This is a genomic window from Spirosoma soli (assembly GCF_042684525.1).
Lineage (GTDB): Bacteria > Bacteroidota > Bacteroidia > Cytophagales > Spirosomataceae > Spirosoma > Spirosoma soli.
In genome coordinates this window covers 304,942-318,205 of the sequence record NZ_JBHULN010000003.1, presented here as the reverse complement: position 1 = coordinate 318,205, position 13,264 = coordinate 304,942, and the positions used below count along the sequence as shown (strand labels likewise).

The 13,264-nt window shown below is 54.2% G+C and carries 10 protein-coding genes; all 10 read left to right on the top strand.

The genetic code is table 11. The features are described 5' to 3' along the window. The 10 genes from ACFSUS_RS07460 (at window position 1) to ACFSUS_RS07415 (ending at window position 13,253) form a co-directional block, all read left to right on the top strand. Window positions 1-2,247, top strand: a complete 2,247-nt coding sequence (locus ACFSUS_RS07460) for a GH36-type glycosyl hydrolase domain-containing protein (protein WP_381521147.1) — start codon at window positions 1-3, stop codon at window positions 2,245-2,247. A gap of 87 nt (window positions 2,248-2,334) precedes the next feature. Continuing rightward, window positions 2,335-4,056, top strand: coding sequence for a sodium:solute symporter family protein (locus tag ACFSUS_RS07455; protein ID WP_381521145.1), 1,722 nt, complete (start codon window positions 2,335-2,337; stop codon window positions 4,054-4,056). A 32-nt stretch (window positions 4,057-4,088) separates the two neighbouring features. Beyond that, on the top strand, window positions 4,089-4,790 hold the full coding sequence (locus tag ACFSUS_RS07450; protein WP_381521143.1) for an SDR family oxidoreductase: 702 nt from the start codon (window positions 4,089-4,091) through the stop codon (window positions 4,788-4,790). After that, window positions 4,787-5,521, top strand: a complete 735-nt coding sequence (locus tag ACFSUS_RS07445; RefSeq protein ID WP_381521141.1) for an RraA family protein — start codon at window positions 4,787-4,789, stop codon at window positions 5,519-5,521. Before ACFSUS_RS07450 ends, ACFSUS_RS07445 begins: the two co-directional genes overlap by 4 nt. Beyond that, complete coding sequence (locus ACFSUS_RS07440; RefSeq protein ID WP_381521139.1) at window positions 5,521-7,611, top strand: hypothetical protein; 2,091 nt, start codon at window positions 5,521-5,523, stop codon at window positions 7,609-7,611. Before ACFSUS_RS07445 ends, ACFSUS_RS07440 begins: the two co-directional genes overlap by 1 nt. Beyond that, entirely contained in the window at window positions 7,608-8,390 is a 783-nt protein-coding gene (locus ACFSUS_RS07435) for a sialate O-acetylesterase (RefSeq protein WP_381521137.1), read from the top strand. The genes ACFSUS_RS07440 and ACFSUS_RS07435 overlap by 4 nt, the downstream gene beginning before the upstream one ends. Beyond that, window positions 8,387-8,788, top strand: coding sequence for a VOC family protein (locus ACFSUS_RS07430; RefSeq protein ID WP_381521135.1), 402 nt, complete (start codon window positions 8,387-8,389; stop codon window positions 8,786-8,788). The genes ACFSUS_RS07435 and ACFSUS_RS07430 overlap by 4 nt, the downstream gene beginning before the upstream one ends. Before the next feature lie 12 nt (window positions 8,789-8,800). Then, the gene (locus tag ACFSUS_RS07425) at window positions 8,801-9,817 is read left to right on the top strand and encodes a zinc-dependent alcohol dehydrogenase (RefSeq protein WP_381521133.1); all 1,017 of its coding nucleotides are present in this window, start codon (window positions 8,801-8,803) and stop codon (window positions 9,815-9,817) included. Then, on the top strand, window positions 9,805-11,649 hold the full coding sequence (locus ACFSUS_RS07420; protein ID WP_381521131.1) for a heparinase II/III domain-containing protein: 1,845 nt from the start codon (window positions 9,805-9,807) through the stop codon (window positions 11,647-11,649). Before ACFSUS_RS07425 ends, ACFSUS_RS07420 begins: the two co-directional genes overlap by 13 nt. A 128-nt stretch (window positions 11,650-11,777) precedes the next feature. After that, window positions 11,778-13,253: a GH39 family glycosyl hydrolase gene (locus tag ACFSUS_RS07415; protein ID WP_381521304.1), complete on the top strand. Its 1,476-nt coding sequence runs from the start codon at window positions 11,778-11,780 to the stop codon at window positions 13,251-13,253. Window positions 13,254-13,264: the final 11 nt, after the last annotated feature.

Sequence of the window (13,264 nt, the reverse complement as noted above, 5' to 3'; positions counted from 1 at the left end):
ATGAAACCTAGGCTCGTGTTTTTCCTTTTGCTGGTCGTGCAGGCTTCTTATGGCCAGATAGGGGCTTGGCATTTGTCCTCTATGGGCTTACCGGTCTATGAGTACAAGGGTTTGTTGCCCGTAAAAGCAGTGGATAAAACAGGGAAAGACGCCATGCTGCCCAACGACCCTTATTTTTTACTAGGCAATTACAAAATGACGCTGTTCGCTCATGCCAGTGGGCGGTATCAATTCTTGACTGGAGAGCGGGCATGGGCGCGCATCAACGCGGCTGAACAGGCCAACTACGGCTGGAATGATGCGGAACTCCGCGATGGACAGAAAGAAATAAACCTGGTAGGCATTCCCTCCACCGGCAGCGATGTGTCCGTGAAGAAAAGGTTCGGGGTTGGTTTCGCCCGGTACGAGTATCCCTTAGAGGATGGACTAGCCTGCACACGAATTATTTCCGTCAAGCCTTCGCAAAAAATACATACAGGAAATCCGGCATTCGTAGTTACAGTAACGCTAACCAACAAGGGTAATAAAACCCGAGAACTGACGTATTCGGAACGGATGCTGGTGAACTTCGTTCAAATCGGCACTCAATTTACGGATAAGAAAAACAGGCCGCTCGCGTATCAATCAGCCTTTACGGTTGATGAACGTAAGCAAACAGCCGTTGCCAGCATAACCTGTGCACCCAATACCTTCCTGACCTCGCCGACAAAAGAGCAGCGGTATCAATACGACATTGCGCCACCGGCTGTCTTTATGCACGTTAATCCTACAGGGAAACAGCTGGCACAGGTATCAACGAACAAGGACACCTTAACGGCCGAGTTGAAAACTTCGGTTAAGCCCGGCGAAACACAGTCGTTTTATATCATCATTGGCATTCGTGATTCCGAACCATTCCCTTCAGTTCAACAGCAGGTGGCTGATTTGCTAACTGATGCCCAAGTCAATAATCCGGCAGAGGGTTTATTCGCTGCTCAGTGGAAACGTAAGCTACCAGATCTGTCAGCTGAAAAAGATGAACTGCTGAAACGGGAGATGTTATGGAACGCTCACATGGTTGAAGCATCGGCTAAGTACAGTGCCTACTACCAAGAAACATTCATTCCACAGGGCACGGTGTACGCTTACCATTTTGGGGATAATATCTCGAATCGCGACCATCTGCAAGCGGCACTCCCGGCCTGTTATACGAATCCAGCCCTCGCCAAATCGAGCATTCGCTATGTCATGAAGCATTCGGAAGAGGATGGTGAGATAAAACGAGGGAATGCTGGTTATGGTTACACGGTCCCATCTATTTACAAGGAAAGCGACGAACAGCTTTTTCTTTTCAATACGCTGTCTGAGTATCTACTGATTACCAAAGACTACAGCTTTCTAAACGAAAAAGTACCGTATTATCCAGCCGAGAATGGAAAATCGGACGCCGTATTGTCCATTCTGAAAAAGCAGTTTATCTATCTGCGGGATGAAGTAGGCAGAGGTTCGCATGGTTTGGTCAAAATGCTGAACTCCGATTGGAGCGATAGCTTTTTTCATAAATACTCTCCTAACCTCTATGCGTCAACGGCGGAATCACACCTGAATTCGGCGATGGTGCTGGCCATCTTTCCTAAGCTGATCAGTGCCTTGAAACAAGCAAAGAACCCTGATGCTGACTCGTTCATCACTGCCCTGGAAAGTTACCGGTCGAGTGTCGCGAAAGCCTACTTCGACGATTTTGGAAACCGCCAATTCTCGGCCCGTGCCTATCTGAATGACAAATTACAGTTTGGAGTAGACAACGTATGCCTCGAACCGCAGGGTTACTTGTTGCAGATACCCGATTTGCCAGAAGCTAAGAAAAAGGAGATCTACCAGTATGTGAAAAGCAGGAATTTTTCGCCGGAACAAACCGGATTCCGCATCCGGGAAAAACCACTGTGGAGTAGCCGCGGTGATGGCGAAGATGGGGCCATCTGGTATTCGCTGGAGTATCCGGTTCTGCTGGGCGTCGCTACGTTCGATAAAGCCGAAGCGATGTCGTTGTTACACGCCTTCTCCTTTCAAAATTATGCGACGCACTACCCCGATTATTGGGTAGGGCAGTGGACCGCCCCCGATGATATAAACTCAACGCTGTCTACCCGACAGGGGCTGTACAGCTTCTGGGAACCCGACATACGAAGGGCATTTCAGGGGTATTGCAATCATCCGCACACCTGGCCGCTATTCTGTTATTTCAAGCTAAAAGAACAATCCGAATAAGCCCTTGAATCCGACATAGAACCAGCCGTTTCCTTCATCAAGCAACACAAATCTCTTATCCTTTTCCTGCTTAACCGTTTCAAATCTATGGGTCAGCTACAAGCACTCGATTACTGGGCCATCGCCATTTACATGGGACTCATGGCGGGCATCGGCCTTTTTCTGGGCAAATTCGTCAAGAACATTGGCGATTACTTCAAAGGAGGCAACGCGATCCCGTGGGTATCGGGCGCCATCAGCAACTTCATGACCAAGTTCAGTACGTTCATGTTCGTGGCTTACGCGGGCATTGCCTACCAGCATGGCTTTGTCGCCCTGACGCTGATCTGGAGTACGGTACTCCCCGCCCTGCTCGGTGTCGCCATCTTCGCCAAACGCTGGCGTCGGGCGGGTATTCTAACGCCAATGGAGTTTCTTGAAACTCGCTTCAACGGCTCGGTTCGGCAGGTGTTTGCGTGGTCGGGGGTGTTTTTCAAGATTCTCGATAACATGGTGCGGCTCTACGCCCTGGGCCTGTTCGTGAAAGCATCGACCAACATGAGCCTGGAGAGTGCGATTCTGGTTTGTGGAGTCATTGTCGCGCTGTATACCATTGCTGGTGGCCTGTGGGCCGTAGTGGTGACGGACGTGGTGCAGTTCATCATCCTGATGGTGGCGACCCTAATTCTGGTGCCGTTGACGATTAATGCGGCCGGTGGACTGGCGAACATGAAGTTAGCCATTCCCGACCACTTCGACCCGTTCAACGGCCCCAAAGGCATGCCGCTTTATCTGGGCGTGTACTACCTGATGATTCTGGTTAAATACAGCGGTAACTGGACGTTCATTCAGCGGTTCTACAGCGTGCGCGACGAACGCGCTAGCCAGAAGCAGGGATTGCTGACGGCCGTTTTCTTTTTCTGCTTTCCCATCATTTTCCTGTTCCCGTCTATTGCAGCCCGCGCCATTATTCCAAACCTCGAAAACCCCGAAATGGCGTACGTGAGCGTGTGTCTGAAGCTACTGCCGGAGGGCATTATGGGCCTGATGGTCGCGGCCATGTTCGCAGCTACCATGTCGGTGCTGAGTGGCGAATACAACGTAACGGCGGGCGTTTTGACCCGCGACATTTATCAGCGACTATTCAACAAGAACGCGACGGACAAAGAAACGCTCTGGGTGGGTCGGATGATGACGCTCCTGCTTGGCGGCCTGATAACGGTAGGTGCCCTGTTCGTCGGGGGCTTTGGGGGCGCGTTTGAAGCTAATAAGTTGTTTACCGGACTGTTCGCTATCCCAATGACGTTGCCGCTCGTGCTGGGTATCGTGCTCAAACGGCCGCAGCCCTGGGGTGCGTTGGCAACTGTTATCGGCGGGATGGTGATTGGACTCGTTCTCAACACCATGCCTCAAGTTGCGTGGGAGGTCGCCACCTTTATCGAGATCGTTGCCTGCATCGGTATCTTCCTCTTGTCGGGTGTTGTAACCAAACCCGAAACGGCCTATCGTCAGCGCGTAGAAACCTTCTTTCGTCGTCTATCCACGCCATTAACCGAAGCCGAAAAACCCAAAGAGAATCCAGTATTTATGCGGTCGATGAATCGACTCTACGCTGTGGCGCTGGTCGTGACAGGTGGTTTGTTCATGGTCATGAGTACGCCATCGATCAGCGAAACGAGCGGCCGGTTTGCCTTCGGTGCCGGTGTCATCTGCCTGATTTTGTCCGGTGTACTCTGGTACTGGACTGGTCCGACATTTCGGAGAAAACCTGTCGATATCACCGACGAAGAAACCCCCACTGTAACAACCTTATCCAAACTCGAACATTAATACAACCGCTTCAACGGCTCAACCTGAACACAATGAATTACCTCGAAAACAAAGTTTGTCTAATTACTGGCGCATCAGGCGGTATTGGCCGGGCCACGGCGCTTCAACTCCTCGACAAAGGAGCCAAAGTCTTTGACTTTAGCCGCACCCGCCAGCTCAGCGACGACGTGCAACACGAAAATCTCCGTTCGTTCAAAGGCGACGTGAGCGTGGAAGCGGACGTACAAGCCGGTTTTGCGGCTTGCCTGGAAGCGTTCGGAACAATTGACGTCTTGCTCAATAACGCGGGCATGGGTGTACTGACTACCGACCTCTCGCAAACCGATCTGGAGACCTACGAACAGATGGTCAACGTCAACATGCGGGGCGTGTTTCTGTGTAACCGCGAAGCCCTGAAGGTGATGAAGCCTAAAAGGCAAGGGCACATTATTACGGTTATATCCATGGCTGGCCAACGTACCAACCCCAACGCGCCGGTCTATGCAGCCTCCAAATTTGGGGCACGTGGCCTGAGCAGTGGTCTGGCCGATCAGGTTATTAAAGAAGGTATCAAAGTAACCGACGTAAATCCCGGTCCAACGGACAGTGATTACTGGGGTGACCGCAAAGTGCCCCGGGAAAAATTCCTGAAAGTGGACGACGTAGCCAACGTCATCACTTTCGTGCTCAACCAACCGGATTACGTTGTGATCCGCGAAATCAATTTCGACAACATGAACTTTCTAGCCGGATGATAACGAACCTACTCCATACCGCAACGTCGGCCGCCAATGGTAATGGCAACGGCCATGCCAAGACGTCATCGCCTTTCCCGATTTCCGTCGCCGAGATGCGGGAGCGATACCTGCGGCTCTACACCGGCGCGGTAAACGATGTGCTGCGGTTTAATTACAACATGCACGCGACCAGTTTGCCACCCGAATTTTCCCCTCTACGTGAAGCCATGAAAATGGCCGGGCTGGCTTTTACCGTAAAAGGTGGGCCGGACATTACAACCGATGGCGAGTTTGAGATGCGGGCGCAGATGCTCGAAGACCTGCACACGGATTCGGTCGTGATCTGGGATTGCACGGGCGACACGGTTACCTCGCAATGGGGTGAAGTCATGACCATGGCTGCCATGAAAGTGGGGTGCCGGGGCGCGGTCGTGAATGGTATTCGTGACACACAGGCGATTCTCGATCAGGGCTTTCCGGTCTTTCATAAATACAAAGCGAACACCGGTATGCTGGGCCGTTTTCGGATGTACCATTACCAGAAACCGGTGCTGATGGGCGAGGTGACCGTGAAGCCCGGCGACTGGGTGTTCGGCGACATTGATGGGGTAATTTCGATTCCGCAACACATCGCGTATGACGTATTAATTGCCGCTGAAAAAATCATGCACAAGGAAGACGAAATCCGGGAGATGGTCGAGAGCGGGATGAAACCAACCGACGTAGTGAAAAACGGCGGGTATTTCTAATGGAAGCCATTGCAACGCTCAAGCTGTTTCTGTCCAGCGAAGAAAAAGATGCCATCCTGACCAGCCAGGACCCGGTTACCAAACGATTTCGTCAGGCGCTCAGGCAGCGGGTGACGAGCCGGTTGGCAGTGCCTGGTTTGCAAGCTGAAACCATTACCCTTGGCTGGTGGTATCCCTGTGCCGAATACCTCTCCGACGCGGCCATGCAGTACGCCCTGGAACCGACTGAGGAATTAGCTGCCTGGCTACGGAGTACGACGTTGACCATCGCTCGTCGGCCGATTGGCGATTGGGTAGGGCCGTGGTTTCGGAGCCATGCCGAGCCATTGACGGGGCATCTGGAAACGGCACACGTCTGTTGGGGAGTTGCGGCCGTACTCGACTTGGCAGATGACGTGTTCGCCGACGCTGAACAAGCGGAAATCCGCGAAATCTTATACGACAAAGGCGTGGTGTTGTGTCGGCGGTGGCTTCAGAAAAACAGCCACCTGGCTAATTGGCGGGGCATTCTGGCCTCGGGGGCGCTGGTGGCATCAGCCGCGCTGGGTAACGAAAACCTACTGGATGAATTTACACCGGAGCTGACCCGCATGGCGCAGGCCTTTCAGCCCGACGGCAGCTACGGCGAATCGTTGCAGTATGGCAATTATCTGGCCAATGCGCTCATGCTGGCGTACGAATCGCTGGCCCGGAAGTATCCGGCTCTGGCTACCCAGCTTGACATTGGAGCCTACGGACGCGGCATGGGCTGGATGGCGCAGAGCATGTTGTATCGCAAAGCGATGATTTCCTGGGGCGACGAACCTCGTGCCCGCGCGGTCAACTTCAACGACTCAGCGGCCCTATTTCGTCCCTCCGGTGATTTGCTCCTGCACGTAGCGGCTCGTTACGATGACCCGGTTCAGGCTGGGTTGGCCCGTTGGATCTTTCAGGAATATTACGAACCGAGTCCAACGCAGGGACCGCATGATCTGGCAACTTTCGGGATGCGCAACGACTGGGGTTTTCTGACCTTGCCGCTCCTGACAAAGGTTGGTCAGGCGTTATCGCCCGAAGCGACCAATCTTCCGCTGACGGCCTCTTTTTCCAACGGCAATACGTTCGTTCGGGATGGTTGGAACGGTAAGTCGGTCCTGGCGATTCAGGGTGGTAATAACGACGGCGTTTTTGCACCGGGTCATTTGCAGGGCGACCTGAACAGCTTCATGCTGGCGTATAACAAAGAACGACTGCTGGTTGATCCGGGCCACAGCTGCTACCGAAACCTGATTCATGGGCTGGAAAGCGCCACGCAGACGCATAACTCCTGCACGTTTCTGTGGTCCGGCACTCCGGTCGAGCAGGACTCGCTGGGGTTACAGGAAGATTTAGCCAAGATTAAGCTTCTCGAACAACAAAACGTTCTCGCCCGGCGACTAATCCGTACCGACGGTACTGTTGGCCCGCCGGTCGAGCGCGGTGGTCGTTTGCTGCATAGCGAACGGGTCGGTGAGGTATCTTGGGTGGTGTCGGAGGTGGCGGCTTCGTACGGATCGCCGATTCAGGAGTTCACCCGTTGCTGGTTGCAGGTCGGTCCGCACGTAACGTTCGTGATTGACCGCATTCGGGCCAGCGAACCCGTCCGTACTGTCTGGAACTGGCTGCTGAACAACCGCGATGGTCAATCTATCGTGCAGACGAACGGAAACGAGTTGACGCTTCATCGTCATCAAAGCGGGTTGCGGTTGCGGCAATTGGGTCCGGCTGTGCTGTCTGGCCCGGTCTACGGCTATGTTCACGACGCGTATCACCCCGAACCGGCTCAATTGGGCGAAGGACTGCCGGGCAGCGGCTTATTATTCCGGCATACCGATGCGCAGGCATCAACGGACGTAACGCGGCTTAGCATCCTAATTGCCGACGACGTAGCTGAACTCGACGAGTGGCGCATTACGCAGGACGGTAACGAGGTTATCGTGGAGAAACAGGCGTTGCGTATTCAACTGTCGGGGGCACTGGCGCAGCCGCTGGCCTTGCGGATAGCAACTGGACAAAATCAGGTTAGTATAACGGAAGAAACGGCTGGTTTTGTGGTAAAACAACGACCATGAAAATCAATTTGCTCGCCCTGGTACTGCTTCTGATAGGTACGGCCCTTAAACAGGACGTGCCACCGCGTCTCCGCTTATTTCTGCTGATTGGTCAGTCGAATATGGCCGGTCGCGGCACACCCGAAGCACAAGATCAACAGCCTAACAATCGCGTCTGGATGCTGACCAAAGAAGAAACCTGGGCACCGGCCCACGAGCCGATGCACTTCGATAAACCCGCCGTAATAGGCGTTGGGCCAGGATTTGCCTTTGGGAAACGAATGGCTGAAGCCTTTCCGAACCAAAACATCGGGTTGATTCCCTGCGCCGTGGGTGGATCGGGCATCGATGTCTGGAAGCCGGGAGCGTATTACGAACCGACCAAATCGTATCCCTACGATGATGCGTTGCGTCGGGCGAGGAAAGCATTGGCGAACGGTGAGCTGGTGGGGATTATCTGGCACCAGGGCGAAAGCGATTCAAGTCCTGAAAAAGCACCGGCATACGGGGCAAAACTGGCTGAGTTGATACAGCGATTACGCAACGACCTGAATGCCCCGCATGTGCCGGTTGTCGTCGGCACGCTGGGTGACTTTGTCGTTAAACGCAATCCAGATGCTGGGAAGATCAATGCAACCCTGCAACAGCTACCTGGCCGGGTGCCTGATACGTATTGCGTCGTATCGGCTGGCTTAACCGACAAAGGTGATTCAACGCACTTTGATACGCCCTCCGCCCGAATGCTGGGGAACCGCTATGCCGACGTATTTATCCAGAAAAAATTATTGACTAAACCATGAGTGAAACGCTATTCTGGGGAGTCGATCACCCCGCCGTAGCCGCCGATGATGTCGAAGCCTTAGCCGACTGGTATTGTACGGTTCTCGGCTACAAAAAATGGTTCAGACACCCGAAGCCGGTTTGGATGCTTGTCGCCCCCGACAATACGTTGCTGGAGATCATGCCGAAGGACGACACGTCCCGGCCCGTTCGCACCACCTGGACGCCCGGCTGGTCGCATCTGGCCCTTCGCGTTGCTAACATTGAACAGGCCATTACCTGGCTCGACCAACACGGCGTTACGTGGGGCGGTGAGCTCATCAACGCGATTGGTGGTGGCCGGGTCCGCAATTTCTTCGACCCGGACGGCAACATGCTCCAGATTTTAGAACGACCTCTGCCCATTACAATCTCTTAACTCATTACCCCAATGCAAGCGGCTTATTACACCGGTAACCAAGAATTTAACATACAACCCGCCACGATTCAGCCTCCCCAGCCGGGCGAGGTGCAGCTCCGGGTGGCTTACTGTGGTGTGTGCGGCACCGACGTTCATATCTATCACGGCGCTATGGCCCATCGGCTGCGACTACCACAAGTCATTGGCCATGAAGTATCGGCCGAAATTGCCGCCCTGGGCGAAGGCGTTACCGGCTGGCAGATTGGCGACCGCGTGACGGTACGCCCCCTGCAACCGGGCGCGGACGACCCATCCGACAACGGGCAGCGGCACATCGGTAAAAACCTGACCTTCATTGGCATCGACTCGCCGGGGGGGATGCAGTCGCATTGGAACGTACCGGCTCACACGCTGCACCGGCTGCCCGAAAACCTGTCGCTGAAACTCGGCGCGTTGATTGAGCCGCTGGCCGTGGCCTGCCACGACGTACGACTCGGTGAATTGCAGGCCGGTGAAAACGCAGTCGTTATCGGTGGCGGTCCCATTGGGATGCTGATTGCGCTGGTGGCTAAGCACAAAGGCGCTCACGTACTGATTTCGGAGCCCAACCCCGCGCGTCTGGAACTGGCCCAGGCTATGGGCCTGACTACGGTGAATCCGAAAGATACAGATCTGGTCGCTGAGGTAGAGTGGTTTACCAACGAGGCAATGGCCGACGTCGTATTTGAAGTATCGGGCGTAGCTGCTGGCGTGCAGGCTATGACAAACGTAGCGCGGGCGCGGGGCCGCATCGTGATGGTAGCGATTCATGCGGACCCCAAACCTGTCGATCTGTTTCGTTTTTTCTGGCGCGAACTGCGGCTCATCGGAGCGCGGGTTTACGAACCCGAAGATTTCGAGCAGGCCATTCAACTGGCGGCCTCGGGTGAGTTGCCGCTGGACAACCTGATCACGCAGGTGTCGCCTTTAACGGACGCCAAGCGTGTGTTTGAAACCATCGACGCCAATCCGGCGGGAATGAAATACATGCTGCAATGCGACGTATAACCCATTTACTCCTGGTGCTGCTCACGGGTGTGTGGGCAAGTGTCAACGCGCAGGTCCAGTTACAGAACCTGCCTGCACATCCCCGTGTCCTGGCGAGTGCATCTCGTTTTGCAACGCTGAAGACGCAGAACGATGCTGTATCGCGGCAGATCAGGAAGCTGATCCAGCAGGAAGCCGATCAACTACTCACGACAAGCCCAACCACGTACACAACGACGGGCTTCTTGATGGGGCCGATGCGGCAGGTTCAGGGCCGAATCATCACCCTGGCTATGGCGTACCGGCTTGGTGGCGACAAACGTTACGTTGAGCGAGCCCGACAGGAACTTCGTGCGCTTGCCGACCTGAAAAACTGGGGTACGAACCATTTTCTGGATGTGGGTGAAGCGGCACTGGCTGCCGGTATTGGCCTGGATTGGCTCTACGACGACCTGTCCGCGGATGAACGTGAGCACATTGCGCAGGCCATTATAACGAATGCACTTCAACCCTCCCTCGACGTGCAGGAAGGAGTCAATGGCTGGGTCGATGGGGACTATAATTGGAATCAGGTTTGTAATGCTGGCTTGAGTGTGGGCGCGTTAGCCATTGCGGAACGAGATCCCGAACTAGCCCAGCAAATCGTAAACCGGGCCATTAAAAACGTACCTAAAGCTGGAGCCGTGTATGCGCCCGATGGTTCTTACCCCGAAGGACCAAGCTACTGGTCGTACGGTACGTCGTTTCATGTTCTTCTGATCGAAGCGCTCCGGTCGGCGCTGGGGAATAGTTATGGCCTCGAAAAGCTGCCCGGCTTTCTGAAGACGGCCGATTTTAACCTGCAAATGGTTGCGCCGAGTGGGCTGGATTTTAACTTCTCCGACTACCACCTTGAGAAGCAGAACGAGCCTATCATGCTGTGGTTCGCCCGTGAACTGAAGCGCCGGGATCTTGCCACACAGGAACTGGCCGATTTAGCCAGTCTGGCTTCTGGTTTGAAAGCGGGTGGCGATCAGAAAACGGCGCAGGCTCGCAGCCGCCATCTACCTCTGGAACTACTCTGGTGGGAACCGGGCGTGCCGGTCGGCGATAACACACTACCCCTTCACTGGACGGCTACGGGCGTACTGCCCATTGCCGTTATGCGCTCGGCCTGGAATGACCCACGCGCTACGTTCGTGGCCATCAAAGGGGGTACACCTAATCATTCGCACGCGCACATGGATGTAGGCAGTTTTATTCTGGAAGCCGATGGCGTTCGCTGGGCGATTGACCTGGGAACGGAGAGCTACGATAAAATGCGGGCTGCCAAACTCACGCTTTGGGACTATTCACAGAATAGCACCCGCTGGAACACCTTCCGGGTGGGGCCCGAAGGCCATAACATTCTCCGGTTTGATGGCGCTCGTCAGGACATCACCGGCAAAGCCGAGATTACGACCTTGCCCGCTGAAAAAGGCGCGGTGGGAAACACGGTTTATTTGACGCCCCTATACCGGAATCAGGTCGCCCGTGTTCAACGAAACGTAACGCTTCGTGCCGATCGCTCGGTGGCCATTGACGATCAGTGGACGGCGGGAGACCGGCCGGTTCAGGCGTCCTGGCAATGGCTTACTAAAGCCGAGGTAACCAAAACTTCGCAGGGCTTACTATTACGTCAGGATGGTCAGTCGCTGGCGTTGACAGTCGAGCCGTTGGCAGGCGCGACGATTGACATTGAGGATGTTTCGGCCGCCCGGGCGATGCAAGATTCGCCAAATCCGGGACTAAGCCGTATTGTCATTCGGCTGTCTACACCGGCGAAGACAGCCGCCAGTCTGCGCGTGAAAGCCATTCCGGGTAGTGTAAAATGAGATCCCACAATCTGATAGAACTAATACGCATGAAATTCGAGAACCCTACTCTGACTGAACCAACGAAGCACGTAAAAACTGTGTACGAACACGCTCATCCATTTTCTCAGCTACGCGGGTGGCTTTTCATGCTGCTGGTTGTAAGTAGTCAATGGGGTAACGCACAGCAAATTGACACGGGTAAAGATCGTGTAAAAACCGATTTCAAAATTTCGTTACCGTATTTGGGCAGCGTGAAGCCCCGCTCAACGAACGAGATTGAATCCTCGAACTGGCTGATTGGCTGCGAGACGATGGACCGCGACTTCACCGATTATGATCAATACAAAGAATACATTGCTCCGCTGGGTATCAAGCGGTTGCGGATGCAGGCCGGCTGGGATAAAACCGAAAAGGTCAAGGGCCAATACGACTGGGCCTGGCTGGATCATATCATTGACGACGCTCACAAACGCGGTTTCCAGCCCTGGCTCCAGACCTCTTACGGAAACCATAATTACCCCAATGGGGGCGGGTCGAATTTAGGGGCGGGTGTGCCTACCTCAAAAGAAGCCCTCGAAGCCTGGGACCGCTGGGTGGAAGCATTGGTAAAACGCTACAAAGGCAAGGTCGTTAATTGGGAAATCTGGAATGAGCCCAATTTCGGCGACAACCAGGAAAACACGGCCGACAAAGCCGCTGCGCTGAACATCCGAACCATCGATATTATCAAGCGTGTCCAGCCCGAAGCAAAGGTGTCAGGCCTGGCCCTCGGGCACATTGACCTCGACTACGCCGATCTGTTTTTCAAGACGCTGGCTGAAAAAAAGAAGATCAACCTGTTCGATAATTTCACGTACCACGACTACACCTACAACCCCGATTCTCATTATCCGAAAGTGATGCAGCTGCGGGCTGTTCTGGATAAGTACGCACCGAATATATCCTTGCGACAAGGGGAAAACGGAGCACCATCGAGTCCAGGTTTTGGCCGGGGCGCGTTGGGCGACTACGAATGGTCGGAGCTGTCGCAGGCCAAGTGGGACACCCGCCGGATGCTGGGCGATCTGGGCCACGATATTGAGACGAGCATTTTCGGCATCATCGAAATGGCGTACACCAACGGCCCCATCAACCGGCTCAACTACAAAGGTATTATCAAGTCTGACTCGACAAAGAAGGCCATTCGGCCCAAAATCGCTTACTACGCCATCCAGAACGTAACGGCCATCTTCGACCATTCGCTGCAACGGGTCAAGAAGCTGAAGCATACTTATAACCGCTCTTTTGTTCCTGAAAACAAGGCCGAAATGACCTACTCGCCGGGTACTGATCGGAGCCTGGCCGTCTATGCCTATCAGCACAAAGACACGAAAAAACAACTGTATACCATCTGGACGGATGATTACATCCCGACCGAATCGACCAAAACCCGGAACCTGACGTTTACCTTCGCCAACGGCAACATAGACACTCCGGTTTATGTGGACATCATCACGGGCGGTGTGTACGAAATCCCGGCCAGTCAGTGGAAGAAAGCAGGTGACATTTACACGTTCACCGACATTCCCATCTACGACGCGCCCATTCTCATTGCCGATAAAAGTCTGGTAAAGATTCAATAGACAGCCTACTC